This is a genomic window from Jatrophihabitans sp. (genome assembly GCF_036388195.1).
In the GTDB taxonomy this organism is placed as follows: Bacteria; Actinomycetota; Actinomycetes; order Mycobacteriales; family Jatrophihabitantaceae; genus Jatrophihabitans_A.
This window is the reverse complement of the sequence record NZ_DASVSG010000009.1, coordinates 1-25,678: the sequence shown is the minus strand read 5'-3', so window position 1 is coordinate 25,678 and position 25,678 is coordinate 1. Positions and strand designations below refer to the sequence as shown.

The following is a 25,678-nucleotide window of genomic DNA, read 5'->3' as shown; positions in this document are numbered from 1 at the left end:
CACCGCCCTGGCCGGCGCGCTGATGATGGCCGGCATGTGGCTGGCGGAGTTCCCGCTGGCCCAGCACACCAGCGCCGGCGAACCGAGCGGCTCGGTCAACCCCCTGGTGGACTACCACCTCATCTACGCCATCGTCATGGTCGTGCTGGCAGCCACCTACGCCGGCAACACCTGGGGCCTGGGCAAGATGTGGGCACGGCTGCCCTTCGTCAACCGCAACCGCTGGGCCCTGTAACCGCCCAGCACACCAGGAAGCCATGGCTCGCACGGGCCATGGCTTCCTGGCGCTGCAATGCTGTTCACCGCAGCGGCGGTTGGCCGCGAGGCCAGTGACCTTCGGCCCTTCTGTGACCGGGCGCGGTGGGCGAGGCTTGAGTAACAAGACTTTCGTTGAGCGGAGAGAACATCATGGCTACCCCCACGACGACTCGCAGCGAGCTGCTGCGCAAGGCAGCGGCCCAGGCGTTGCTCGCGCCATCGGTGCACAACACCCAGCCTTGGCGCTTCGTCCTCTCCGCCGACCGCCTTGACATCTATGCCGATCGGAGCCGCCGGTTGCCGGTGCTCGACCCGAGTGGCCGGCAGCTGCTCATCAGCTGCGGCTGTGCCCTGTTCAACGCGCGGGTGGCCCTGGCGTCCCGGGGTTTTGACGCGGTGGTCGATCGGTTTCCCGACCCGGGTCAACCAGATCTGGTAGCACGGATCATGTTGTCAGCCATACCATCAGACCGAACCGAGATCGGTGCTCTGGATAGTTTCATCATCAGCAGGCAGACCAACCGGCGTCGGTACGCCGATGAGCCGATGCCCGCTGAGGTGGTGCGGCTGCTGATCGACTCGGCCCGCGCTGAGCAGGCGACGCTCTTTCCGGTGGAGCGCATGAACCACCGGATTGCCGTGGCGAGGCTGAGTCAGGAGGCCGACAAGCTCGAGAACGCTGATCCTGCCTACCGGGCAGAGCTGCGAGCCTGGACCAGCGACAGCCCCGAACGCAGGGACGGTGTGTCGGCGATTGTTGTGCCGCACGTGACCGGCAAGGCCTACGACGACATCCCGATCCGGGACTTCGACACCCGGGGGGCCGGCTCGCTTCCGGCGGAGACCAGGTCAGGGCTGGATCAGTGCCTGTTCCTGCTCGCGACGCCCGCTGACGACGAGCTGTCCTGGCTGCGGGCGGGTGAGGCGCTGGAACGGGTGTGGCTGGAAGCCACCCGGCAGGGTTACGTGGCCAGCCTGTTCACCCAACCGATCGAGATTCCCCATGTGCGCGAATGGCTGCGGCTCGAGCTGGACCTGACCATCCGTCCGCAGCTGCTGCTGCGGGTCGGCAAGGCGCCGTTGACCGCGTCGTCCCGGCGTCGTGCGCTGTCTGACCTGCTGGTCGACAACGCAGGTGACTGACCTCAGGCCGGCAGGACCTTGAGGATGTCGGTTACCGGGCGTCGAGGCGTACGTGCGGCCTGCAGGTCACCCGGCGCCGGGTACCCGATCCGCAGCATCATCTGCGGCAGGCCCTGCCAGCCCATCAGAGTGCTCACCCGGGTACGGAAGGCGATCAGGTCCACCGCCTGGCTCAAGGGGCAGGTTCCCAGGCCGAGCAGCTCGGCCTCCAGCATGAGCCGCATCATGGACTCACCGGCCTGCAGCTGCTCCAGCGCGGTATCGGACTCGGTCAGCAGCACCGCGATCAGCGGGTGCTCATCGACGTCGCGCTCGATCAGCAGCCGGCCTGAGACGCCGACTTCGAAGTCCCGCAGCGGCACATCGGTATGCCGTGGCTGACCCGGCGGCACATGAGGTATCGCCGAGGCCGGCACACCGTCGGCGTGCACGTCCGAATCGCGCAACCAGCGATTCATCTCCGCGAGGTACTCCGGGTCCCGTTGCTCGGTCCGGTCGGCCCAGCTCACTGCGACCGCCAGGTTGACCCGTTGCTCCGAGCGCACCGGGAACTCCGCGTGAACACCGGGGCCGGCCGCGGCGGCGCGCAGCAGCTCCACGGTCTCCGCCGGGATGTCCTGCGGCGTGAACGGCCGGCGATCGCTCTGCCGTCGCTGTGCGGCGGCAAACAGGTCGGTGTCATGGGCCGCCGGCTGCCGCCGACCGGCGATTCTGAACTCGGCCAGCAGGTCCGGGTCAGCCGGGTCGGGCAACCGCCGCGTCTGGACGTCCGAACCCGCTGCCCTGAGGCCGATCTCGGTCAGCGCCAGCGCGGCGCCGCAGCTGATGAGCAACGAGTGCCCGTCCGGGTCGGCGACCCGCAGCTGCCGATCACGATCGGCACGTAACGACAGGTGCGACGGATGCAGCGTCCAGATCCACGGCTGGGTGTTATGGATGGAGGGCGCCCGGTTGGCCACCGCGACAACCTCCTGCACGATGTCCGGATCCAGTGGCGAACCGCTCTCACGCCCGGCTTCGGTGGCAGCCGCTCCCTGCTCAGACATGGCCAGCCTCTCTGTCGTGCATGCCGGTCGCGCTCGGGCTTATGCCGCCGGCACTCACTCCTGCACGTTACCTGCGGGTGGCCGGCATCATCCACCGGCCTGCGGGCGGCCGCGCGTCAGCTCCTGAGGACCTAAGACTCTGCTGGGTCTCCAACTACAGCTGGCACGGTGAATTAGGCCGTTGCGATGAAGCAAGGAGGCAATCCACATGACATCGATCGCCCGCCTTGCCACGCTCGGCGGACCCGGCTCGGGCATCTCTGACGAGGCATTGCGCCGTGCCGCGGTGCGCGCAACCCTCGCCCCGTCGGTGCACAACACCCAGCCTTGGCGCATCGACATCGGCGCGGGAACGCTGAGAATCCATGCCGATTTCGGCCGTCAACTGCGGCAACTGGATCCCACCAGCCGACAGCTGATCATCAGCTGTGGCTGCGCGCTCTTCAACGCCAGGGTGTCACTCGCGGCCGACGGATACGTCGCTGAGGTGCAGCGATACCCCGGGGAAAGATCATCGCAGCTGCTGGTGGTCCTGGCCGGTGGGCCGGGCAGCGATGCCGGATTGGCGGCGCTGGACCCGGTGCTGGGGCTGCGGCGAACCAATCGCCGGCACTTCGCCGAGGACCCGGTTCCTCCGCAGCTGGTCGACGTCCTGATCCGCGCCGCCCGGCAGGAGGGCGCGGACCTGTTCCCCATCGAAGGGCAGTCCCATCGGGTCGCGACGGCCGTCCTGAGCCAGCGTGCGGATGCCATCCAGAACGCCGACCCGTGCTACCGCGGCGAATTGCGGGCTTGGGTAACCGATGACCCGCGGCGGATGGACGGAGTTGCCACGGCAACCCTCCCGCTCGAGGCCGACTCGGCCGCCGACGAGGTGCCCGTTCGGGACTTCGGAGATCCTGGCAGCGCGGGGCTGGGAGCGGCGCCTCGATCAGGGATGAGCCAATGCCTGCTGCTGCTGGTGAGCGAGGGCGATGATCCGTTGAGCTGGCTCCGGTCGGGGGAGGCCCTTGAGCGGCTCTGGCTGGAAGTCACCCGCGCCGGGTACGTGATGAGCCTGCTGACCCAGGTGGTCGAGGTCCCGGGCACCCGGGCGCTGTTGCGCGCGGAGCTTGGCCTGACCACCCATCCGCACGTGCTGTTGCGGGTGGGGCGGGCCCCAGCCACCCCGGCCTCCCGGCGCCGCAAGCTGGTCGAGGTGCTCCGCCAGGAACGCCGGCCGCCTGCCGATCTGGGATAAGGTTGCCATTAGATTGAGCCGGCTATCGATGTGATCGAGGCGGCTATCGGCGGGGATGGCGGATTCCATGGCTGACGAACACGGAACTCCGGCCACCGGGCCGCAGCTCGGGCTGGATGAGCTGTTGGATCAACTCATCACCCACGCTCAGGACGTCCGGAACGTGCAGACCAAGCTGAACGGCCTGCTGGCGGCCAACACCGCGATCATGGGTCATCTGGAGCTTCCGGTGGTGCTCCGGCAGATCGTCCGGGCAGCCTGCGAGCTGGTGGACGCCCAGTACGGCGCGCTGGGCGTGATAGGCCCGGACGGCGGCGGGCTGGAGCAATTCGTGTACCAGGGCATCGATGATGAGACGGCGGCCCGGATCGGGTCCTTGCCCAGCGGGCACGGCCTGCTGGGAGCGCTCATCGATGATCCGCGCCCGATTCGGCTCAGCCGGATCGCCGACGATCCGCGTTCGGCCGGCTTTCCTGCCGACCACCCGCCGATGGGCAGCTTTCTGGGGGTGCCGATCAAGGTCCGGGACTCGGTCTTCGGCAACCTGTACCTGACCGGCCGCCGGCACGGCGCCTTCACCGACAGCGACGAGCAGTTGATCTCCGCGGTAGCCGGCACGGCTGCGGTCGCCATCGAGAATGCGCGCCTGTATGACGAGGCCGGCAAGCGTCAGCGATGGCTCCAGGCCTCGGCCGAAGTCACCCAGCAACTGCTGGCCTACTCGGGCGAGGACCCGCTGCGGGTGATCGCCCGCAGCGTCCAGGAGCTGGCCGACGCTGATCTGGTCACGGTGGTGCTGCCGGCAGCCACGCCGGGTGAGCTGATGGTGGAGGTGGCGACCGGTCTGGCGTCCGACAAGCTGACCGGGATGTCTTATCCCATCGAGCGCAGCGTGGCGGGAGCGGTGATCGACAGCGGCGCGCCGATCCTCATCGACAACATCGATCGGCAGAACGCATTCACGCTGCACATGCTGGAAGCAGTACCGGTGAGCGCGGTGATGGCCTTGCCGCTGGCCGGTTCGAGCAGGCCACGAGGCTCGTTGCTGGTCGCCCGGTTGAACGGCAGGCGCAGCTTCACGCCGAACGACCTGCAGATGGCGACCACCTTCGCCAACCACGCCGCCGTGGCGCTGGAGCTCGCCGATGCGCGTGCCGATCAGCAGCGGGTGGTGCTCCTGGAAGACCGCGATCGCATCGCCAGGGACCTGCACGACCATGTCATCCAGCGACTCTTCGCCGCCGGGCTGACCGTGCAGAGCCTGCAGGCCCGGCAGGACGATCCGGCCGCGGCGGCAAAGCTAGGCCAGGTCGTGACGGACCTCGACGTCACCATCCGTCAGATCCGCACCTCGATCTTCGACCTGCGTGGCGCGCTGTCGACCTCGGCGACGTCGGTGCGCGCGGACCTGCTCGGTGTGGCGGCCGAACAGGCCGGCCAGCTGGGATTCGAGCCGGCCCTGCGCTTCACCGGACCGGTCGACACGTTGGTGGACGAGGCCCTGGCCGACGATCTCGCCGCGGTGCTGCGGGAGGCGCTGAGCAACGTGGCCCGGCACGCGCGGGCCAGCAAGGCGGACGTCACGCTGGATGTCTCGTTCTCCACCGTCTGCCTGGAGGTCAGCGATGACGGCGTCGGCTTCGGCGCCACCACCAGGCGCAGCGGATTGGCCAACCTGACCGAGCGCGCGGCCCGCCGGGGCGGTTCGATGACGGTGACGAGCACTCCTCACGAAGGAACGCAGCTGAGATGGCAGATAGCACTGAAGTGAGCACAACCCCGATCAGGGTCTTTCTCCTCGACGATCATGAGATCGTCCGGCGCGGGATCGCGGACCTGCTGTCGGCCACCGACGACATCGAGGTGGTCGGCGAGGCGGCAACCGTGGCTGAGGCGCTTCGGCGGATACCTGCCGTCCGTCCGGATGTCGCGCTGCTTGACGGCCGCCTGCCCGACGGCAGCGGCGTCGATGTGTGCCGGGACATCCGATCCTCCCATCCGGAGATTCGTTGCCTGATCCTCACCTCCTACGATGACGACGACGCGCTGTTCGCCGCCGTGATGGCCGGCGCGTCGGGATACCTGCTCAAAGAGATCCGCGGATCCTCGCTCCTCGACGGCATCCGGCAGGTCAAGGCTGGCCGGTCGTTGCTCGATCCGTCGGTGACCGAGCGCGTGATGCATCGATTGCGGGTCGGCAGCCAGCAGGATCCCCGGCTGGCTGGGCTGACCGAGCGCGAGCGCGAGATCCTCGACCTCATCGCCGAAGGGCTGACCAACCGGCAGATCGGCGAACGTCTCTTCCTGGCCGAGAAGACGGTGAAGAACTACGTCTCTGCCCTGCTTGCCAAGTTGGGCATGCAGCGCCGGACCCAGGCAGCAGTGCTGGGATCGGAGTTGAAGCGCTCCTGAGCAGGGACGACATCGTCCACACCATCGCGATCGCGGCAATCCAAGCAGCACGCCGGGTCAGCGCGCCGACGCGGAGTGTCAGCTCAGCGCGCGCCGGCGTCGTCGGGTCGCTAGCCGGGGGGACGCAGATGGGCGTCGTTGGCGCCGGCCTGCACCCAGCCGTCCTGGGGCATCGCGATCCAGAGCGCCGGATACACCAGCAGCTGGCTGCCCGGCAAGATGCACAGGACCAGGAGGAACAGCAGCCGGGCCGGCCAGGGGCCCAGGCCGAGCCGGCGGCCGAGCCCCGCGCAGACCCCGCCGAGGATGCGCCTTTCGGCCGGGCGGGTCAGCCCGTTGCGGCGGAACGTTTCGTGGATGGACCCCATGAGTGTCTTCTTCCCTTCAGACGGTGGCCGGTCAGCCCGCGCCGCTGGGTGCGACGTCGATAGAGCAAGCATCGCCGACTGCGGCCTCCTTGGCATCGGGAACGGCCCTGACATCGACCCCTGCATCTCGGAACGGCGATCTGGGGTCGGCTGAGGGCTGACCCTGGATGCCCGGACCCGAAGCCCCGTCCGCCCCGGCTACCGCGCAGGGGGCTGCCGCCCGTGGCTGTCAAGGCGCATGCTGGAGGCAGGGAGGTAGCCATGTCAGTCCTAGCGCCCACACCAGTCCCGAGCCACCTCGACCGCTCCACGGCCGGCTTCGGCCACCGGATCGCCGAGCGCAGACGCCTGGCACGTCAGGATCGGATGGCCGTCTGCCTCGCAGAGCTGCATTCGGCCCGCGCGCTGCTCGCCGACGCGGCCACGGTGGTGGAGGCCGGCTGGATCCAGGACGGCTGGTTCGCCTACCGCGATGAGCAGGGTCGCCAGCGCCTCGTCGGCGCGCACAACCTGTCCGAGATCACCGGACGGCAGCTGACCGGCGCCTGCCTGGTCGGGGCGATCGTGCATGCCGGCGGCGGCGTGCCGGCTGCGGGAAGCGGACCGGTCCACCAGGCGCTGAACCTGACCTGGCAGGCGTTGTTCGCGGTGACCGAGCCGGTGGAGCACTGCCTTTCTCCCGCGGCACGGACCGTCCGGGTACGCGAGCTGACCAGGTGGAACGACCGGCCGAGCCGGACGGCAGGCGAGGTCACGACGCTGCTCGGCGCCGCAGTCCGGGTGGCCGTGAGCCGGGTTGACCGCGCGCGGTCCCTCACCGGCGGCGTGGGAGTATGAAGACTGCCATGGCAGCGGCCCAACAGCGGCCCGACGACGACAGCCGTGATCGGGTGTCGACCCATGGACCGCCACTGTAGGAGTGCCATGAAAACCCGCACCATCGGCGACGTCACGGTCAGCGCGATCGGGCTCGGCGGCATGCCGATGTCCATCGAAGGCCGGCCGGACGAGGACCGTTCGATCCACACCATCCACGCCGCCCTCGAGGCCGGCGTCACCTTCTTCGACACCGCCGACGCCTATCACCTGCATGCCGACGAGGTCGGTCACAACGAGGACCTGCTGGCCAGGGGCATCGCCAGCTACGGCGGTGACACCTCCGAGGTCCTGATCGCCACCAAGGGTGGCCATCTGCGTCCGGGTGATGGCTCGTGGACGCTCAACGGCTCGCCGGAGTACCTCAAGCAGGCCGCGCAGGCCTCGGCGAAACGGCTTCGGGTCGACGCGATCGGGCTGTACCAGTTCCACCGTCCGGACCCGTCCGTGCCGTACGCCGAATCCATCGGCGCGCTGCGCGACCTGTTGGATGCCGGGACCATCCGGATGGCCGGGATCTCCAATGCGAATCCGGAGCAGATCCGGCAGGCCAACGACATCCTCGGGGGCCGCCTGGTGTCGGTGCAGAACCAGTTCTCACCGGCCTTCCGCAGCAGCGAGCCGGAGTTGCGGCTGTGCGACGAGTTGGAGATCGCCTTCCTGCCGTGGAGCCCGTTCGGCGGGATCTCCGCCGCCGGAGGGCTGGGCGAGCAGCACTCGGCATTCGCCGACATCGCGGATTCGCGGGGTGTCAGCCCGCACCAGGTGTGCCTGGCCTGGATGCTGGCGAAGTCACCGCACGTCGTGCCGATTCCCGGGTCGTCGCGTCCGGAGACCATCCGGAACTCCGTCGAGGCGGCCGAGCTGGAGCTCAGCTCCGAGGAGATCGCGCGGCTGGACGGATAGGCCGGTCCCGCTCAGGACATCTCGTAGACGATGTCGATCGCGATGGTCAGCTCCTGCTGGCCGGGTTGCAACGGCGCCGACGCGCCCGAGGCGTTGGCGGCAGCCATGTCGTAGGTGATCGGAGAACCGGCGTCGACCGTCTCGGTGATGGTTCGGATCCGGCCCAGCGTGACACCGGCCGCCTTCGCGATCTGGGCGGCCTGGTCCTTGGCCTGGTTGACCGCTTGGGCGCGGGCCTGGGCACGCAGCGCGCTGTCATCGCCGATCGAGAAACCGACCTGCTGTACTCGCACCGCGTTGCCTACCACGCCGGCGGCCGCGTCGAGCAGGGCGCCGGCGGTGGCGATGCTGTGCAGTGTCGCCTGCACCGCGTTGTCGACCTGGTATCCGGAGATGACGCCGGACTTGTCGTTGTAGGTCGGGCTGATCGACAGCTGGCGGGTGCGCAGATCCTTGTCGGCGACGCCCTTGCTGCGCAGCAGTTCGATGAGGGCGTTGGCCTTGATGTTGTTGGCGTTCAACGCGGCCTTGGCGCTGGAGTCCTGCGTGGACACTCCGATCATGATCGTGAGGGTGTCCGGGGTGCCGCTGGCCTTGCCCACACCGCGTGTCGTGATGGTGTTGGTGTCCGCTGACAACACGGGCGCCAGGGCTGTCACGGGTACGGCCGGCCTCATCCCCGACGCCATCGGCGCCACCGAATCGATCCGCGCTCCGGCCACCCCCGAGCTGCTCGCCCCGAAGCTGCTCGTCCCGGCGCCGCCGTCCATCGACCCCACCGCGCTGTCCGGCGCCTTGCGGATCAGGGTCCTGTCGGCCGGCTCGGGGCCGAGCGGGGCTGGGGCGGATTTGCTGCCGCCGCACGCTGTGAGCAGCAGGCCAGCGAGAACGACCGGGACGGTGGTGCGTGCGACGGTGAGCATTGTGGTCCTCCAGGTGGGGGATGCGTTACCACCTAGATGACGTCGGCCGCCCAGAACGTTGCGGTGGATCTAGCATGGGGGAACTCCCGCGATGAGGCGTCGCGTCCAGCCGTTGCGTCCGACGGACGAAGGAGGCACCGCACCCGTGGCATACAGCAAGGAGCTGGCAGATCGGATCCGCGGAGCCCTCGCCGACGAGCCCGCCGTCCGCGAGGTGAGCATGTTCGGCGGTTTGTCGTTCCTGGTCAATGAGAAGCTGGCGCTGACCGCGAACCATCGTGGCGACCTGATGCTCCGCTGCGATCCGGCCCGGGTGGACGAGCTGACCGGCAAGGGCGCGGAGATCGCCGAGATGCGCGGCCGGCAGATGAGCAAGGGCTGGATCATCGTCAGCTCCGATGACCTCGCCGCCGACGAGGACTTCGCCTTCTGGCTGCGCGCCGCCCTGGACTACAACAAGGAAATCACCCGCAGGAGCGTCCGAGGCGCCGAGCAAGCCTAGATCCGCTATCGCCCCGGCGGTCATCGCAGGACCAAAGACTCTGGGACCGGCCGTCGCCAGCGATGACGATGCATAGGACAGCGTATTTAGCCATGGAGGATTGACATGACCGCTCGACGTCCAGTTGTTGTTGGAATTGACGGGTCCGGCGGGGAGGCCGCGGTGCGCTGGGCGGTCCAGGAGGCCGGCAGCCGCAAGGTGCCGGTCCGGCTCCTGTGTGCATACCGGACGGTGCCCGGCTATTACCAGGGCCGAGGGAGATACACCGAAGCGCCGATTGATCTGGCGCAGGTCAGGCAGGTGGCGGAGGTGGTCATCGAGAAAGCGATCATCGAGGCAGCGGTCATCGATCCCAAGGTCGAGGTCGACGGCCAGCTGGTCGACGGCAGCCCCGTGCCCGTCCTGATCGAGGAATCCCGGTGGGGTTCGCTCATTGTGCTCGGGTCACGGCAGCGGTCGGCCCTGCGCTCCAACATCCTCGGATCGGTCAGCGCCGCGGTCGCGGCTCGCGCGGAGTGCCCGGCAGTCGTGCTGCGAGGGCCGGCTGCGCTATCCGAGGAGCACCCGGCAATCGTGGTCGGCGTGGACGGGACGCTGGCGTCGCAGACCCTGCTGGAGTTCGGGTTCGACTACGCCAGCCGGAGGCAGGTGCCCCTGCGGGCGGTGCTGTGCTGGCATCCGGATCTGCTTGCCACGATGATGTGGCGGCTCGAGCCACCGGCGCCGACCCGCGCGGAGGCCTGGCTGGCCGAAACGCTCGCCGGCTGGCAGGAGAAGTACCCCGATGTCGCCGTGCAGAGCGGCGTGGTCCGCGAGCACCCCGGCGCGGCGTTGGCGGCCGAGTCGGCATCGGCGCAGCTGCTGGTGGTGGGCAACCGCGGCCGGTACGCGATGGCCGGGACGCTGCTGGGATCGGTGAGCCAGGCCGTCCTGCACCACGCGACCTGCCCGGTCGCCGTCGTCCCCACTCACCTGGTCTGAGGTCCGAGGTCGGTTCCTGCCACCGCGGCGCCATAGGCCGGCGCAGGAATCAGCTCCCGGCAGAATCGGGTCCGGGCCGAGAGGCTCGGAGTGCCCGCTGGGCTCCTCGAACTCCCCGGATCGCGGTCTTGCCCACGGAGTAGAGGACCACGCCGCGGAGCACCTGCGGACCCCCGACGATGATGGGATCCAGCCACTGGTGCTTGACGTCCGCGCGCTTCCTGCCGAATCGGGAGGACAGCCCGTGATGGGAGAACTCGCTCAGGATGCCGGTCTCGGTCACCGGGTTGTCCGGGTGGCCGCGCAGCAGCGCCGTCACGCTGGCCTCCACGGAGTCCACCCGGTCGGCGGCGATCAGCAGCAGCCAGTGGGCGGCCCGTGCCTCGCTGTAGCGGCGATAGGCGTACTTGCGGATCACCCCGGACAGCCCCTTCGGCGGGCAGGAGGTGCCGAAGACGGGTGTCAGAGAGGCGTGCTCGATCGACCGTTCCCGGGGCCACTTCTCCGGCTGGCGCTCGGGAAAGTCCCAGTGCGCGCCGCTCGCGCCGGGATCGAAGCGTTCCCGCGGCACCGAAGGACGATCCTTGGGGTCCAGGTCGGCGCCCCATCCCGGAATGGTGGCCCGCAGCTCCTCGATCGAGACCGGTAGCGGCGGCTTGTCCGGCGTGTAGACCATGGTTGCTCCCTACGCGGCGTTCGGAACGATGAGCGGCTTGATGCAGTCATCGAGCTTGGCGGAGAAGATGTGGTACCCCTCGGCGATGTGCTCGAGCGGGATGCGGTGGGTGACGATGTCGCTGGGCTTGAGGTAGCCGTTGCGGATGTGCTCGAACAGCCGGGGCCACTGCCGCTTCACCGGGCACTGGTTCATCCGCAGCGTCAGGCCCTTGTTCACCGCGTCCCCGAACTTCACCGCGCTGAAGATGGGGCCGTAGGCGCCCATCACCGAGACGGTGCCGCCCTTGCGCACCGAGTCGATCGCCCAGTTCAGCGCGATCGGCGAGCCGCCCTGCAACTTCAGCTTCGTACCGGTCACGTGCTGCAGGAGGTTGCCGTCGGCCTCGGCGCCCACCGCGTCGATGACGACATCGGCGCCCAGGTGATCGGTCGCCTTCTTCATCTCCACCACGATGTCGCCGTACTCGGTGAAGTTGTAGGTCTCGGCGTGGGCGAAGCTCTGCGCCTTGTCCAGCCGGTACTGCAGGTGGTCGATGACGATCACCCGGCCGGCGCCCATCAGCCAGGCGGACTTGGCCGCGAACAGGCCCACCGGTCCCGCGCCGAACACCGCTACCACGTCCCCCTCGGCGATGTCGCCGAGCTGGGCTCCGAAGTACCCGGTCGCCAGCGCGTCAGTGAGCAGCACCGCGTCCTCGTCATCCATCCACTCGGGGATGAGGCTGGGCCCGACGTCGGCGAAGGGCACCCGGACGTACTCGGACTGGCCGCCGTCGTAGCCGCCGCAGGTGTGGGAGTAGCCGTAGATGCCCCCGACCGCTGTGGCGTTCGGATTCACGTTGTGGCAGTTGGAGTACAGGCCGCGGGCGCAGAAGAAGCACGAGCCGCAGTAGACGTTGAAGGGCACCATCACCCGGTCGCCGGGCTTGAGGTTGCGCACCGAGGGCCCGACCTCGTGCACCACGCCGATGAACTCATGCCCGAACGTCATGCCGACCCGGGTGTCGGGCATCATGCCGTGGTAGAGGTGCAGATCCGATCCGCAGATGGCCGCAAGGCTCACCCGCACGATCGCGTCGTTGGGATGTTCGATGGCGGGTATGTCTTTTTCCTCGACCCGGATGCGGTACGGCCCGCGGTACACCATGGCTCGCATGTGCCCCCCTGCAGGGAAAGCGGCCGTGAGGCTCAGCCCTGGGATGTCGCTGCTCGACAGTGGGCCGGCGACCGCTTCCTCACCCTAACCCGGATCGCCTCATATCGCCGCGACCAGGCGCCTGAGCAGGTCGATCAGCAGGGCGTAGTCGTCCTGGGGGAGCGCCGCGGCCACCTGGGCGCGGACCGAGCCGATCAGCGGGGCCAGCTCGGCGCGTTCGCGTTCACCGTCCGGTGTCAGCCGCAGCAGCCCGGCGGACTCCTCGATCCAGCCGAGCGAGCGCAGGCCGTCCAGGACCGTTTCGATGGTGGCCGGCGGGTCGAAGGGGGAGAGGGAGGCGATGATCTCCTCGCGGGAGGCCGGGCCTCTGGCCAGGCTGGCCAGCACCTGCCACCCCCGGCGGTCGGTGTCCCGGCCCGCCAGCTGGCGATCGAATGCCGCGTCCAGCCGGGCGTCGGCTTCCTTCAGCCACCATCCGATCGGACGCGACAGCGCCTCCGAACTCTCCATCGCCTACTCCTAGGTGGTCATGGCGCGCCGGTCGAGCTGCGCTGCCGCCGGCCGGGACGCCCGGTACCACTGGGCACAGAACAGCGCGACCAGGATGATTTCGAGCAGGTCGCCGCCGTAGTACATCAGCATCGCGCCTTGCTCCGCCGCCGCGGCCGGCATCCGGGCGGGAGGATGGCCGGCGATGTGCTTGGCGAGGATCGAATGAGCGGCGATGGCGAGGACGAGCACGGCCAGCCGCAGCTGGAAACTCCTTCGATGCGGCGCCGGGTCGATGCCGATGATCGACACGGTGAAGAGGTAGCCGGCGACGAAGAAGTGCCCCAGCAGCAGGTAGTGCAGGCCGTCCGCTTGCATCACCCTGCTGGCAGGGGTGGCGTAGAGCACCCACAGCGAACCGATGTTGAGAACCGCCGCCGGCGCCGGGTCCGTCAGGAATCGAAGGCACCCGCTGTTGAGCAGTCGGGAGAGGCGGCGGGCGCGGCTCACGTCCAGCGTGCGCAGGGCCAGGGTTCCCGGCGCGGACAGCACGATCAGCAACGGGGCCAACATCCCGGCCAGCAGGTGCGCTGCCACGTGCGCCGGAAAGCGCTCGTGCGCCGCATCGGCGAGTGGCCCGAGCCCCGCCGCCGCGATCGTCGCGAGCCCCAGCAGCCAGAGCAACGAACGGTGGGCCGGCCAGAGGTTCCGCCCGGTCCGCGGGCGGGCGGCAGCCGCGAGGTAGACCCCCGCGGCCAGGATGAGCGCCGCGGCCAGGGCCAGCGGCAGCAGCAGGCTGGGCACGCCAGAATGCTCAGGCACCGTGCTGGACCCGTTCAGCCGGCCGGACGCCGGGCAGCGAGCACCGTCAGCCCTGCTCCCACCGCCAGCAGCGCCAGTCCGGCGGCGTTCCACGCCAGGTCGTACGGCCGGATCTCGACGTCGTACCGAATCTGGTGCACACCCAGCACCTTGTGGTCGATGATCCCGTCCCAGAGCTGGAACAGCCCGGACCCGACGAAGAGACCGGCCCACGCCGCCCTTGTCGAGAACGCGCCTCTGCGCCGGGCGTCGGCCAGCAGGAAGAAGCCGGCCACCAGGGCGACCAGCTCGCCCGCATGGAGCAACCCGTCCGACAGCAGCCCGACGTCGGAGGTCGCCTTGTCGTAGAAGTGGTGCCAGCCCAGCAGCTGATGGAACACGATCTCGTCCACGCCGGCCATCAGGGCGATCCCGATCAGGAACGCCGACCAGAACGACTTGCTTCTCAGCACCCCGATGAGCTCCGAGCGCGGAGCCGCTGATGTCATCGCCAGCTCCTCCCGGTCGCGGTCCTCCCTCGACCATACGTGCGAGGGAGGCTGGGGCCCGGCCGGGAGTCAGGCCGGCCGAGAGACCACGGCGGCCAGATGAGCCACGACGTCGGCGACGCCAGCGCGTGCGGGCGCCAAGTACTTGCGCGGGTCGACCAGCGAGGGATCGCCGAGGCTCTGGCGGACGGCGTCGGTGAACGCCACGTTCAGGATGGTTCCGATGTTGACCTTCACGATGCCGCTGCGCACTGCTCGTCGCAGGTCGGCATCGGCCACCCCCGAGGAGCCGTGCAGCACCAGCGGAACGGAAACCGCCTCACCGATCGCGGCGATGAGATCGAAGTCCAGTGCTGCGGTCCGCTCGGTCATCGCGTGCGAGCTGCCGACCGCGACGGCGAGCGCGTCGACCTCGGTGTCGCCGACGAACTGGGCAGCCTCCCCAGGGTCGGTACGCACCCCGGGCGTGTGCGCGCCGCCCTTGCCGCCGACCGCTCCGAGTTCGGCTTCGACGTACAGGCCGTGGGCGTGACCCCAGCGTGCTGCCTCACGGGTGGCGGCCACGTTGTCGGCGAAGTCCAGCTTCGAAGCGTCGTACATCACCGAGCTGAACCCCGCAGCCGCGGCGAGGTGGAGCAGCTGCTGGTCCTCGACGTGATCCAGGTGCAGCGACACATCGACGCCAGCAACATCAGCGATCGCCGCGGCTGCCGCCGCGAGCGGCAACACCTGCCCGCCGTGGTAGGCGACCGCGTTCTCGCTGACCTGCAGGATCACCGGAACGCCGGCCGTCTCGGCGCCACTGACGACGGCCTCGGCGTGCTCGAGGGTGATCACATTGAACGCGGCGACGCCATAGCCACTCATCCGCGCCGCTTCCACGATCTGGCGGGTGGGTACTCGCGGCATATAGGGCGCCTCTCGGGACAGCGGGGGAGGCGGTCAGAACGCTGGCTCTTGACGAATCTCCACTGAAACACAACGATCCAAGAATTTCCAATTAGAGCAACTGGCTGCCGGCAGCGGCGCCCAAGGCGGTGGCATGGAGTACCTGATCGGGCTGGACGTAGGCACCACGTCCAGCAAGGCCGTGGTGATCACCAGCCAGGGCGCGGAGGTGGCGCACGGCCGGGCAGCAACCCCGTGGCACGCCAGCGCACAAGGCATGGAGACCGACGCCGAGGCGGTCCTCGAGTCGGCCAAGCAGGCGGTTGCCCAGGCGCTGGCCCAAGCCCCGGCAGGCAAGGTCACCGGCGTGGGGGTGGCGAGCATGGGGGAGTCGGGCGTCCTGCTCGACCGCGGCGGTGAACCGGTCGCTCCGGTCATCGCCTGGCATGACACCCGCGACCTCGAGCAGGTTCGTCAGGTCGCGGAGACGTTCGGCGCCGAGGGATTCGCGCGCCGGACCGGCCTGCCATTGCGTTCGCAATGGAGCCTGACCAAGCACCGCTGGCTCACCGAACACCATGCTCAGGCCGCACATGCCGTGCGACGCCTCGGGATCGCGGAATGGATCGTGCGCCAGCTCGGTGGCGCGGAGGTCAGCGAGCAGTCGCTGGCGTCCCGGACGGGATGGCTCGACCTGAAAGCGCGCGACTGGTGGGGTGAGGCGCTGGAGTGGTCCGGAGCTTCGCCGTCGCTGCTGCCACCGTTGGTCACCGCCGGCGCCGCGCTGGGCCAGGTCACCGCTGCGGCCGGCGTCGACGGCTTGGCCGGCGCAGCGCTCACGGTCGCCGGCCACGATCATCAGACCGCCGCCATCGGCGCGCACGCCGCACGGGCCGGTGACGTGCTGGATTCGTGCGGCACGGCCGAGGCGCTCATCCGGACGGTGTTGCCCGGGCTGGACCCCGATGCGGTCTTGGCCCTCACCGGCGCCGGAATCACGATCGGGTGGCATGCGCTGCCCGATCACTGGTGCCTTCTCGGCGGGACCCAGGGCGGCCTGGTCCTCCAGCGGATACTGGCTCTTCTGGGCAGGACCAGGTCGGAGCTGCCGGGCCTCGACCAGCAGGCTCTCGCGGCAGATCCGGCGGGTGTGCAGATCACCGGCGACGACCCGGTCGCAATCGACGGCATCACCGAAGGGATCGGCCCGCCCCAGGTGTGGCGCGCGGCGCTGGAGGAGGTCACCCGACGGGCCGGTGACCTCGACGCGGCCATGACCGCGGTCAGCGGCGCTCGCCACAGGGTCATCGTCACCGGCGGGTGGGCCCGCAGCCACGCCCTGCTGGAGATCAAGAGGCGCGCCTTCGGACAGCTGACCTACTCATCGGCGGGCGAGGCCGGCGCGCGTGGAGCAGCGATGCTTGCGGGGGTGGCGGCGGGCACGTACCGCGACATCGAGGATGCCCAGACCCGGACGACGGCATGACCGGCCAGCCGGGTATCAGCCGCGTTCCGTACGCACCCCAACGGCAGCAGGCGATCATGCGAACCTTGCGCGCCTCGGGTCGGGTCGACGCAGCTGACATCGCCCGCGAGCTGGGCGTGACGAATGAAACCGTCCGCAAGGACATCATCCAACTGGAACGACAGGGTTTGTTGCGGCGGGTGCACGGTGGAGCCGTGCCGGTCGGCGATCTCAGCTACGAGCCGGCGGTGCCCACCCGCATGGACTACCTCGAGGAAAAGCAACGCATCGCCAAGGCGGCATTGGCCCACCTCCCGCCAGCAGGCTCGATCATCATCGATGCCGGGTCCACCACCGCTCGGCTGGCTGCGCTCCTTCCCGACGACCGGGAGCTCACCGTCTTCACGAACGCGCTGCCCATCGCGCTGACCCTGCTGGCGCGGCCACAGCTCACGGTGTTTCCGATCGGCGGCCGGTTGCGCAGCCAGACGCTGGCCACCGTCGGCAGCTGGGCCGCCCGAATGCTCGGCGACATCAACGTCGACGTCGCCTTCTTGGGCACCAACGGCATCTCCACCCGACGCGGCCTCACCACGCCCGATCCCGCGGAGGCCGAGGTCAAGCGGCTGATGCTGCACGCTGCGCAACGCAGGGTGCTGCTCGCTGACCACAGCAAGGTCGGGCGTCTCAGCGTGTGCAAGCACGCCGACCTCGCCGACATCGATCTCCTCATCACCGACACGGGGTTGTCCCCGACTGAACTCGCAGCCCTGGAAGCGGCCGGGCTCGCCGTGGAGCGAACGTGATCATCACCCTCACCCCCAATCCCAGCATCGACCGCACGCTCGAGGTTTCGCACCTGACTCCGGGCGGCGTCCACCGGGCCACCGCAGAGCACGAAGAGCCCAGCGGCAAAGGGGTGAACGTCAGCCGGGCTCTGACCAACAACGGCGTGCAATCAGTGGCCATCCTGCCCGTGGGCGGACCCGCAGGAACGCAGCTGGAATCGCTGCTGCTCGCCGAACGGGTGGACTTCGTCGCCGTTCCGATTTCCGGCGGGGTACGCGTGAACATCTCCCTCACCGAGCCCGGCGGCCGGGCGACGAAGGTCAACGCGACCGGCCCCGTGCTCAGCGACGCCGAGTTGCGGTCTCTTACCGGCGCGCTGCTGGGCCGGCTGCAGAACGGTGACTGGGTGGTGGCGTCGGGAAGCCTGCCCGGCGGCGTCGGCAGCGACTACTACGCGGCTGTGTGCGAGATGGTTCACCAGGCCGGTGGCCGCTTCGCCCTCGATACCAGCGGAGAACCGTTCCTCGCCGGGCTGGCCGCGGGGCCGGACGTGATCAAGCCGAACCTCGACGAGCTGGAGGAGGCGGTGGGCCGCCAGATCGGCACCTTCGGCGATGCCATTGCCGCTGCTCAGGAATTGCTGGAGCGGGGAGCCCGGTCGGCGGTGGTCAGCCTGGGTCCGGACGGCGCCCTGCTGGTCTCCGCAGACCAGGTGTGGCATGCCTCGGCCCGGGCGTCGAACCCCCGCAGCACCATCGGGGCCGGCGATGCGTTGCTGGCCGGGTTTCTCGCTGGCGGCGGAAGCGATGAGCGGGCGCTGCGCGAGGCCGTCGCGTGGGGCACCGCCGCGGTGGGAACGCTCGGCAGTCACGTGCCCAGGGTCGCCGAGCAACACCGGTCGAGCGTCGAAATGAGCGATCAACCCCCGCTGGCCCGGACGCTGCACCGCGACACGACGGCCGCAGCCCACTGAGCAGGAGGTCTCAGGCGTCGAGCAAGAGCTGATGGGTGCGGATGATCTCTTGCAGATCCATCCGGACCATCACCTCGAGACGTTCGGCGGCGTCCTCGGAGATGATGCCGAATTCCTGCTCGTGTCGCAGGAACGTGTCCGCTACCAGCATGGTCGCGGTCACGGTGTTGGCGCCACCTGGCCGGTCGCTGTGAACCGCGACCACGAACGGCTCGGGGCTGCCGAAGTCCGGTGCCATCAAGCTGGCGTAGCGGTAGCCGCTGACCTCATGGGGCTCGAGATCCCCGGGAATGATCTGGCGCAGGGCCGCCAGGTTGTGCGGATCGGTGAACAGCAGCGACGCGCCGACCCGGTTCCTCCCGTCCGGTTCCGCGGGCCCACCGCGCAGCGCGTAGGAGAGGGCGTCCAGCTCGGCAAGGGTCAAGTCCTCGGGAAGCCCCTTCTCGGCAAGCAGGATCCAGATGGGCTCGCATTCGGTCACGGCACGGATCGCGTCCTCGGAGACTCGTCCTGCGACACCGAGGTTCCGGCGGCGCAGCAACTCCAGGTCCTCGGGGGTGGGATGCTCCCCGGCGAGCCGCATGCCGGCCTTACGGAGAAGCCCGGCGTCGGTGTAACGGCTCAAGCGCACCCGAAGCTCTTGGGTGTCGAGTCCTCGCCGGGGGATCTCCATGTTGTCGTCCCGCCTATAGAGCAATGGTCGGCATGAACTAGCTTACTCGTGCGGGGGCGTCGGGTTTCGCGCCTGCGTTCCGCCGGTGCGTGAACGATGGTCTGTCCGCGTATGGGTCTTCCGGCCTGCCGACGGGACATCAGGTAGGGCGAGTCCAGCTACGGTGGCCGAACAGACGCGCATCACAGGCCGGCTCGTCGCGGGGAGGAGCACAGATGTCTGGAGAGAACCCTTCGATCGCCGGAGTGCCATGGGCGGCATTGCCCTCGCATCGCACCTGGCTGGCAGCTGAGTGCGATCGGCTGCTTGACTTCGCCGCCGGGTCGGCACATCCCGACGGAGGCTTCGCCTGGCTCGACGACAACGGTTTGGCGTTGCTGGACAAACCCATTCAGACCTACATCACCTGCCGCATGACCCACGTGTTCGCCCTCGGCCAGTTGCTCGGCAGACCAGGGATGGGACCGCTCGCCGACCATGGGGTCACGGCGCTGCTGGGACGGTTGCGCGACGCCGAGCACGGCGGGTGGTTCACCGCGGTCGGACCCGATGGCGCCCCCGTCGAAGGGCCCAAGCGCGCCTATGAACATGCGTTCGTGGTGCTCGCCGCCTCCAGCGCGGTTGCGGCGGGCCGTGACGGCGCCGCGCAACTGCTCACCGATGCCCTGGCGGTTATCGAGGAGCGGTTCTGGATCGAGGAGGACGGCCTGCTCGCCGACGAGTGGGACAGCGAGTGGCGCACGCTCGATCCCTATCGCGGCGTGAACGCCAATATGCACGCCGTCGAGGCCTTCCTGGCCGCGGCCGACGTCACCGGCCTGTCGATCTGGCGAGAACGGGCGCTGCGCATGGTCGAGCGGGTCGTGCACGGGTTCGCCCGATCGAACAGCTGGAGCCTGCCGGAGCATTTCGACACGTCCTGGCAGGCGTTGCCGGCGTACAACACCGAGGATCGCTCCCACCAGTTCCGTCCGTATGGGGTCACCATCGGGCACCTGATGGAATGGGCGCGGCTGGCGCTGCACCTGCGCGCGGCGCTGGGACCAGCAGCCCCCGAATGGCTGCTGCCCGATGCCGAATCGCTCTTCCGCGCCGGGGTGCGGCTGGGCTGGGCGGTCGACGGCGCCGCGGGGTTCGTCTACACGGTGGACTGGGACGGCGCCCCGGTCGTGCGGAATCGGCTGCACTGGGTCCTCGCCGAGGCCATCGCGGCGGCGGCGGCGCTGGGAAGGGTCACCGGCGACCCGGAGTACGAGCGTTGGTACCGGCTCTGGTGGGACCATGCGGCCGCGCTGTTCCTCGATCCGGTCGGCGGATCGTGGCGGCACGAGCTGGATTTCCAGAACCGGCCGGCTGCCACCGTGTGGAGCGGCAAGCCCGATGTCTACCACGCGCTGCAGACCACGATCGTCCCGCTGCTTCCGCTCGCGCCCACGTTCGCGACGGCGCTGGCCCGGGGGCTGCCCGCCGAGGACTACGTCGATGAGCGCACCCGCGAAGGATGACCAGGGCTGAGGTTCCCGCTATGAGCACCCCGTCCCGCCCGCCGGCGATCCTGGTGACGGGTGCCCCGGCAACCGGCAAGAGCACTCTGGCGGCCGCGCTGGCCCGGCGGATGCCGGCGGTGCTGATCGACCAGGATGTGGCGACCGGGCCACTCGTGGAGGTGGTCGGCTCCCTCATCGGCGTGCACGACCTCGATGACCCGCGACTGGCGACGCTGACCCGCGGCGCCCGGTACGAAACCATCGCGCAGCTGGCCGAGGACAACCTGCGGTGCGGCCTCGCGGTCGTGCTGGTGGCGCCGTTCACCACCGAGCGGCGCGAGCTGGGCGCGTGGCAGGAGCTGGAACGCCGACTGGACGCGGCCGGAGGAGCCCCGACCCTGGTGTGGCTGCGCTTGGACCTGGCCCACATCCTCGCGCGAATGCGAGCGCGGGCGGCGCTGCGGGACGTCGACAAGCTCCGCGAGGGATCGAGCCTGGGCAGCTTGGATCTTGATCCGCCGACAGGCCCGCACCTTGCCCTGGACGCCACTGTGGCGGTGCCGGATCTAGTCGAGAGTGTGTTGACACAGCTCCAGATCTCCTAGGTTTGCCATCGATGGCACAACCATGCCATAGTGGTTCTGGCGACGGCATGCCATCGATGGCAAAGACCCGTAGCGCCTACTCCCTCTACGCCTCCGGTGGTGAACCCGATGAACGGCAGAAGCATCTTGCGTGATGTTGCCGAGGCCGCCGGAGTAAGCCTGCGCACGGCATCTCGAGTGCTCAATGACGATCATCGGGTGGCTGTCGAGACCCGGCGCCGGGTGCAGGAGGCGATGCTGGAACTGCAGTTCCAGCCGGACGCGATGGCCCGATCCCTGCGCGCGGGCACGGATGCCACAATCGGCCTCATCGTCGAGTCCGTCGCCGATCCGTTCTTCTCAGCGCTCATCGAAGCGGTCGAGACGGCCGCCACCACTGCGGGCCTGTCGGTCCTGGTGGCCAGCACCCATCGCGACAGCGCGGCGGAGCGCCGCATCGTCGATCGGATGCTGCAGCGACGGGTCGCCGGTCTGCTGATCGCGCCGACCGGGGATGATCACTCCTGGCTCGCCCGCACCTCGACATCGGTGGTCTTCGTCGACCGCGGCGCTGACGGTCCGGAGACCGATCTGGTCGGCATCGACGACCATGGAGCCGCCGCGACCGCGGTCAGCCATCTGCTGTCGCACGGCCATCGGCAGATCGGCTACGTCGGAGACACCCCTGCGATCGCGACGTCCCGAGCCCGCTTGGCCGGCTATCGCGACGCGCTGGCCGGCCACGGGGTGAGCGTGAGCAGCCAGCTGATCCGGTCCGACTGCGCCACCGTGGCCTCCGCCGCGTCGGCGACCGCGGCCCTGCTCGACCTGGCCGACCCGCCCACAGCCATACTCAGCGCCGCGACCCGTTGCTCGCTCGGAGTGGTGCCCACCCTGCACGCGCAGGGACGCACCGACATCGCGCTCGTCGGGTTCGGCGACTTCGCGATGGCCGACACCCTGCGACCCGCGGTCACCGTGATCGACCACTCCGCCGCCGAGGTCGGCAGGGCCGCGGCGGCTCGGCTCCTCGCCCGGATCGCCGATCCGGCGCTTGCGGCCGAGCACATCCAGCTACCGGTACGTCTCATCGAACGCGGCTCCGGAGAGCAACGCCCATGACCTCATGCACGGACGTCTTTATCGGCCTGGACATGGGGACCACCACCTCCAAGGCGCTGGTGCGTACCGGCGATCATCGTGATCTGGTGGTCGTCGATGCTCCGACACCGTGGCACAGCCACCCCGGCGGCCGGACCGAGACGAGCCCGGAGCTCCTGCTCAGGCTCGCCACGGATCTGATCCGCCGAGGGGTCCACGCCGCGGAGTTGATCGTCGGACGGGTCCGCGTCCGGGGGATAGCGGTGGCCGGCTTCGCCGAAGGCGGCGTCCTGCTCGATGCGGCCGGACGGTCAGCGGCGCCCGTCCTGGCGTGGTTCGACCGGCGGGGTCAGGAGCAGGTCGATCGGCTAGCTGCAGCGGTTCCGGGCTTTGCCGAGCTGTTCGCGGGCAAGACCGGCCTGCCCTGGAACTCCCAAGCCAGCATCGCCAAGCTGATGTGGTTGCGTGACAACGGCATTGCCATCACTCCCAGCTCGCGATGGCTCAGCATCCCCGAGTGGATCGTCCACCAACTCGGCGGCGAGCAGGTCCGCGAGCCGTCGCTGGCATCCCGAACCGGCCTGATCGATCAGAACACCGGCAAGCCCTGGCTGGCCGGATTCACCGCCGCCGGGCTGCCCGATGGCCTGCTGCCGCCGGAGCTGCCCGCGGGTCACTGCGCCGGCCGCCTTTCCCATGACGCGGTTCCGGCCGAATGCGCCCAGGCCACGCTGACCGTGGCCGGCCATGACCATCCCGTCGCGGCTCTGGGTGGCGGCGCCGTCGGACCGGACGAGCTGTTCAATTCCAGCGGCACGGCCGACGTGGTCGCCCGCTCCATACCCGGCATCCTGACCGATCAGCAGCGTCGCATCCTGGTGGCATCCGGCTGGTCGGCGGGCCGGCACGTCCTGCCCGGCGCAACGCTCGTGCTGGCCGGTGTTCGAGGCGGCCTGTTGCTGCGCCGCGTCCTGACCGCGCTGGGAGCCGACTCGCCCGAGGGCCGCCGCGCCCTCGATCATGCGAGTCTCGCCGTCACCGCGCTGCCTTCCGGGCTGGAGGTCGCCGGCGCGGGGCTGACGGGCGATGACGTGGTCATCCACCTTCGCGACGACGTCACTCCGGCCGTGTTGTGGGCTGCCGCCACCCGATATACCGCCGCGGAGACCCGGGCGCTGCTGGCCGGCATCGAAGGAGTTGTCGGTCCTCATCGGCGGGCCGTCGCATCCGGCGGCTGGACCCGCATGGCCAGCGTCCGCGCCGCCAAGGCCTCGGCGATCGATCACCTGACCTTCTCGCCCGTTCCCCAGCCAGGGGTGACCGGCGCCGCGCTGCTTGCCATGCACGCCGTCTCGGACGGGTCCATCGGGCTCGGCGAGTTCATCGCCGAGGCAAGCCGCGACACCAACCTCACCGCAAGCCACCTTCAAGGAGCAATAACGTGACAGCCGCAATCACCAGGCCCGTCAAGACCCTCGACGACATCGCCGCGGACAACCGGGTTTTCTCCATCATCGCGATGGATCAACGCAACACCCTGCGACGCATGTTCACCGCGGCGGGCCTCGATGCCAGCGACCAGGACCTGCGCACGGCGAAGGCCGATGTCGCGCGGGTGCTCACTCCGGGCGCGAGTGGCATCCTCTTCGACCCGACCTACGGCGTCCCGGCCGTCATGGAGGCCGGTGCGCTGGCGCCGACCTGCGGCCTGCTGGTCGCCGCCGAGCCGTCGGTGCGGGGCAGCTTCAACGGTGAGCCCCGGACTCACCGGGACCCGGAGCTGAACGCCCGGTGGGTCCTGGACCAGGGCGGTGATGCTGTGAAGTTCTTCGTGCAACTGCGCGCCGATCGGCCCACTCCGGCCCCTGGTGAGCCGGATCTGGTCGCGGAGGTGCTCGAGGTATCCCGTGAGGTCGTCGCGGACTGCCGTGCCGAAGGGGTGCCGGCCGTCATCGAGAATCTCGTGTACCCGCTGCCCGGGGAAGACCTGCACGGCAAGGCACGCGAGGATGCGATCATCGAGGCCGCGCGGGCGCTGAACGAGCTGGACATCGACCTGCTCAAGCTGGAGTACCCGGGTTCCCCGGAGGGATGTCGCCGCCTTGCCTCGGTCCTCACCCGGCCGTGGGCCGTGCTGTCGGCCGGCGTGCCCTTCGCGGAGTTCACCGAGGTGCTGAAGATCGCCTTCGACGAGGGCGGCGCCTCCGGTTTCATCGCCGGCCGTTCGGTGTGGCGGGAAGTGCTTCCGCTGACCGGAGCCGATCGTCAGCAATTCCTCGAGACCGTCGCGCGGCCCCGCCTCGATGCTTTGGTCGACGTGGCGGCCGACCGGGCTCGGCCGTGGAGCGACGCGCGCCGGTAAGCGTCCGGCCCGGCTGGGTCAGGCCGCATAGCTCGCACGGGCGAGCTTTCACCGAGGCTGTGCCCGGTGACCCATAGAGGTCACCGGGTACGACACGGGCGAAATCCACTTCGCCGATTATTGCCGGGCACACCCTGCCACTAGTGAGCAAGCCAGCTCATAGATGTCGTCGGCAGGTCAGATGACACCGGTGACACACAGTTGAAAACTGATCGTATGACACCGGTGACAAGCTCGGCGCCATCGTTTATTATCGCTGATACAAACATTGAATACGACGGCGAATTGCAAGCTTTCCACGGTTGATCCGGACCTCACAGGCCCGCATGGATCGATGGTCGACGCGCTTCCCCGGCCAGAACAGACTGGCGGCGGACGCGATCAATCGTAGAGCGCCGCGATGACCGCCGCTGCCTGATCGCGCTAGCAACGGATCGACCTGGTCCGACGCCCGTGCGCGAACCCCTTCCTGCCGCGACTTCGACGACGAAGCGCACCGGCAGCTCAGCCCGTCGGCCTCGCCGGCCCTGTAAGGCACGAGAGAGAGAACCCATGAAGGCCGTCGTCTACGACGCTCCTCGCAGTTACGAGATCAAGGACATCCCGACGCCGGCGGCAGGGCCCGGCGAGGTCAGGATCAAGGTCGACCAGGTCGGTGTCTGCGGAACAGACCTGCATATCCACCACGGCGACTTCAACGCGGTCTTCCCTCTGATTCCCGGCCATGAGCTGGTCGGCACCGTCGACGAGCTGGGTAGCGGCGTGACCCGCTTCAAGGTGGGGGAGCAGGTGACCGTCAACCCGAATGTCTACTGCGGCTACTGTGACTATTGCCTGTCCGGGCGGTTGATCCTGTGCTCCAACTCCAAGGGTCTCGGCAGCAACTTTCCCGGCTTCTTCGCCGAGTACGTCACCGTCTCGGAATTGCTCGTGTTCAGTGTGGCGGGCCTGGCTCGCGACACGGCCGTCTTCACCGAGCCGGCCGCCTGCGCGATGCACGGGCTCGAGACGCTGAACCCACGGCCGGGCTCCACGGCGCTGGTCTTCGGCGCCGGGCCCACCGGCCTG

The 25,678-nt window shown here is 69.2% G+C and carries 27 protein-coding genes and 1 pseudogene; 18 read left to right on the top strand and 10 right to left on the bottom strand.

The genetic code is table 11. The annotated features are described in order from the left end of the window. Together VF612_RS00755 and VF612_RS00750 are read left to right on the top strand one after the other, a co-directional pair. Positions 1-235 (top strand): annotated as a pseudogene (locus VF612_RS00755) (hypothetical protein); the annotation flags it as partial. A gap of 173 nt (positions 236-408) precedes the next feature. Then, entirely contained in the window at positions 409-1,401 is a 993-nt protein-coding gene (locus VF612_RS00750; RefSeq protein ID WP_408657934.1) for an Acg family FMN-binding oxidoreductase, read from the top strand. A 2-nt stretch (positions 1,402-1,403) separates the two neighbouring features. On the opposite strand, the gene VF612_RS00745 is transcribed toward VF612_RS00750, so the two are convergent. Next, a complete protein-coding gene (locus tag VF612_RS00745; RefSeq protein WP_408657933.1) occupies positions 1,404-2,447 on the bottom strand; it encodes an Acg family FMN-binding oxidoreductase in 1,044 nt (347 codons plus the stop codon). A gap of 208 nt (positions 2,448-2,655) precedes the next feature. On the opposite strand from VF612_RS00745, the gene VF612_RS00740 reads away from it, so the two are divergent. The 3 genes from VF612_RS00740 to VF612_RS00730 all read left to right on the top strand — a co-directional run bounded on the left by VF612_RS00740 (position 2,656) and on the right by VF612_RS00730 (position 6,099). Continuing rightward, the gene (locus tag VF612_RS00740; RefSeq protein ID WP_408657932.1) at positions 2,656-3,687 is read left to right on the top strand and encodes an Acg family FMN-binding oxidoreductase; all 1,032 of its coding nucleotides are present in this window, start codon (positions 2,656-2,658) and stop codon (positions 3,685-3,687) included. A gap of 67 nt (positions 3,688-3,754) precedes the next feature. Next, positions 3,755-5,458, top strand: a complete 1,704-nt coding sequence (locus VF612_RS00735) for a GAF domain-containing protein (protein WP_408657931.1) — start codon at positions 3,755-3,757, stop codon at positions 5,456-5,458. Continuing rightward, a complete protein-coding gene (locus tag VF612_RS00730; RefSeq protein WP_408657930.1) occupies positions 5,437-6,099 on the top strand; it encodes a response regulator in 663 nt (220 codons plus the stop codon). The genes VF612_RS00735 and VF612_RS00730 overlap by 22 nt, the downstream gene beginning before the upstream one ends. A 110-nt stretch (positions 6,100-6,209) precedes the next feature. Here the strand turns inward: VF612_RS00730 and VF612_RS00725 are convergent, their stop codons facing one another. Then, positions 6,210-6,467 (bottom strand): PspC domain-containing protein, encoded by a 258-nt coding sequence (locus VF612_RS00725; protein ID WP_408657929.1) that lies wholly within the window; start codon positions 6,465-6,467, stop codon positions 6,210-6,212. A 261-nt stretch (positions 6,468-6,728) separates the two neighbouring features. Between VF612_RS00725 and VF612_RS00720 the strand changes: the two genes are divergently transcribed. Both VF612_RS00720 and VF612_RS00715 read left to right on the top strand, forming a co-directional pair. Continuing rightward, entirely contained in the window at positions 6,729-7,304 is a 576-nt protein-coding gene (locus VF612_RS00720) for a DUF6197 family protein (RefSeq protein ID WP_408657928.1), read from the top strand. Positions 7,305-7,391: 87 nt separating this feature from the next. Continuing rightward, on the top strand, positions 7,392-8,249 hold the full coding sequence (locus VF612_RS00715) for an aldo/keto reductase (protein ID WP_408657927.1): 858 nt from the start codon (positions 7,392-7,394) through the stop codon (positions 8,247-8,249). An 11-nt stretch (positions 8,250-8,260) separates the two neighbouring features. Here the strand turns inward: VF612_RS00715 and VF612_RS00710 are convergent, their stop codons facing one another. After that, positions 8,261-9,172: an SIMPL domain-containing protein gene (locus VF612_RS00710; protein ID WP_408657926.1), complete on the bottom strand. Its 912-nt coding sequence runs from the start codon at positions 9,170-9,172 to the stop codon at positions 8,261-8,263. A 145-nt stretch (positions 9,173-9,317) separates the two neighbouring features. Between VF612_RS00710 and VF612_RS00705 the strand changes: the two genes are divergently transcribed. Together VF612_RS00705 and VF612_RS00700 are read left to right on the top strand one after the other, a co-directional pair. Then, the gene (locus tag VF612_RS00705) at positions 9,318-9,674 is read left to right on the top strand and encodes a TfoX/Sxy family protein (RefSeq protein WP_408657925.1); all 357 of its coding nucleotides are present in this window, start codon (positions 9,318-9,320) and stop codon (positions 9,672-9,674) included. Positions 9,675-9,779: 105 nt separating this feature from the next. Further along, complete coding sequence (locus VF612_RS00700) at positions 9,780-10,655, top strand: universal stress protein (protein WP_408657924.1); 876 nt, start codon at positions 9,780-9,782, stop codon at positions 10,653-10,655. Between the two features lie 49 nt (positions 10,656-10,704). On the opposite strand, the gene VF612_RS00695 is transcribed toward VF612_RS00700, so the two are convergent. The 6 genes from VF612_RS00695 to VF612_RS00670 form a co-directional block, all read right to left on the bottom strand. After that, a complete protein-coding gene (locus tag VF612_RS00695; protein WP_408657923.1) occupies positions 10,705-11,331 on the bottom strand; it encodes a hypothetical protein in 627 nt (208 codons plus the stop codon). A gap of 9 nt (positions 11,332-11,340) precedes the next feature. After that, complete coding sequence (locus VF612_RS00690) at positions 11,341-12,489, bottom strand: zinc-dependent alcohol dehydrogenase (protein ID WP_408657922.1); 1,149 nt, start codon at positions 12,487-12,489, stop codon at positions 11,341-11,343. A gap of 99 nt (positions 12,490-12,588) precedes the next feature. Further along, a complete protein-coding gene (locus VF612_RS00685) occupies positions 12,589-12,999 on the bottom strand; it encodes a MarR family winged helix-turn-helix transcriptional regulator (RefSeq protein WP_408657921.1) in 411 nt (136 codons plus the stop codon). Between the two features lie 9 nt (positions 13,000-13,008). After that, entirely contained in the window at positions 13,009-13,782 is a 774-nt protein-coding gene (locus VF612_RS00680; RefSeq protein WP_408657920.1) for a cytochrome c oxidase assembly protein, read from the bottom strand. Positions 13,783-13,814: 32 nt separating this feature from the next. Continuing rightward, the gene (locus VF612_RS00675) at positions 13,815-14,288 is read right to left on the bottom strand and encodes a DUF2243 domain-containing protein (RefSeq protein WP_408657919.1); all 474 of its coding nucleotides are present in this window, start codon (positions 14,286-14,288) and stop codon (positions 13,815-13,817) included. A gap of 69 nt (positions 14,289-14,357) precedes the next feature. Then, positions 14,358-15,197 carry a class II fructose-bisphosphate aldolase gene (locus VF612_RS00670; RefSeq protein WP_408657918.1) on the bottom strand — a complete coding sequence of 280 codons (840 nt, stop codon included), beginning with the start codon at positions 15,195-15,197 and terminating at the stop codon, positions 14,358-14,360. Between the two features lie 133 nt (positions 15,198-15,330). Here VF612_RS00670 and VF612_RS00665 point away from each other — a divergent pair, with 133 nt between their 5' ends. From VF612_RS00665 to pfkB, 3 genes are read left to right on the top strand one after another with little or no spacing between them, the layout of a single operon-like run. Continuing rightward, positions 15,331-16,662, top strand: a complete 1,332-nt coding sequence (locus tag VF612_RS00665) for an FGGY-family carbohydrate kinase (protein ID WP_408657917.1) — start codon at positions 15,331-15,333, stop codon at positions 16,660-16,662. Further along, positions 16,659-17,447 carry a DeoR/GlpR family DNA-binding transcription regulator gene (locus tag VF612_RS00660; RefSeq protein ID WP_408657916.1) on the top strand — a complete coding sequence of 263 codons (789 nt, stop codon included), beginning with the start codon at positions 16,659-16,661 and terminating at the stop codon, positions 17,445-17,447. Before VF612_RS00665 ends, VF612_RS00660 begins: the two co-directional genes overlap by 4 nt. Further along, positions 17,444-18,403, top strand: a complete 960-nt coding sequence (pfkB, locus tag VF612_RS00655) for a 1-phosphofructokinase (RefSeq protein WP_408657915.1) — start codon at positions 17,444-17,446, stop codon at positions 18,401-18,403. Before VF612_RS00660 ends, pfkB begins: the two co-directional genes overlap by 4 nt. 10 nt (positions 18,404-18,413) lie before the next feature. Here pfkB and VF612_RS00650 read toward each other — a convergent pair whose 3' ends face one another. Then, positions 18,414-19,076, bottom strand: a complete 663-nt coding sequence (locus VF612_RS00650) for a hypothetical protein (RefSeq protein WP_408657914.1) — start codon at positions 19,074-19,076, stop codon at positions 18,414-18,416. A 215-nt stretch (positions 19,077-19,291) separates the two neighbouring features. Here VF612_RS00650 and VF612_RS00645 point away from each other — a divergent pair, with 215 nt between their 5' ends. From VF612_RS00645 to VF612_RS00620, 6 genes are all read left to right on the top strand, one after another. After that, positions 19,292-20,581: an AGE family epimerase/isomerase gene (locus tag VF612_RS00645; protein WP_408657913.1), complete on the top strand. Its 1,290-nt coding sequence runs from the start codon at positions 19,292-19,294 to the stop codon at positions 20,579-20,581. Between the two features lie 20 nt (positions 20,582-20,601). After that, a complete protein-coding gene (locus VF612_RS00640; RefSeq protein WP_408657912.1) occupies positions 20,602-21,168 on the top strand; it encodes an AAA family ATPase in 567 nt (188 codons plus the stop codon). A gap of 108 nt (positions 21,169-21,276) precedes the next feature. After that, positions 21,277-22,269 (top strand): LacI family DNA-binding transcriptional regulator, encoded by a 993-nt coding sequence (locus VF612_RS00635; RefSeq protein WP_408657911.1) that lies wholly within the window; start codon positions 21,277-21,279, stop codon positions 22,267-22,269. Beyond that, positions 22,266-23,693 carry an FGGY-family carbohydrate kinase gene (locus VF612_RS00630; RefSeq protein WP_408657910.1) on the top strand — a complete coding sequence of 476 codons (1,428 nt, stop codon included), beginning with the start codon at positions 22,266-22,268 and terminating at the stop codon, positions 23,691-23,693. The genes VF612_RS00635 and VF612_RS00630 overlap by 4 nt, the downstream gene beginning before the upstream one ends. Beyond that, the gene (locus VF612_RS00625; protein WP_408657909.1) at positions 23,690-24,610 is read left to right on the top strand and encodes a hypothetical protein; all 921 of its coding nucleotides are present in this window, start codon (positions 23,690-23,692) and stop codon (positions 24,608-24,610) included. Before VF612_RS00630 ends, VF612_RS00625 begins: the two co-directional genes overlap by 4 nt. A gap of 552 nt (positions 24,611-25,162) precedes the next feature. Further along, positions 25,163-25,678 (top strand): alcohol dehydrogenase catalytic domain-containing protein (locus tag VF612_RS00620; protein ID WP_408657908.1); only part of this gene is annotated, 516 nt, incomplete at its 3' end.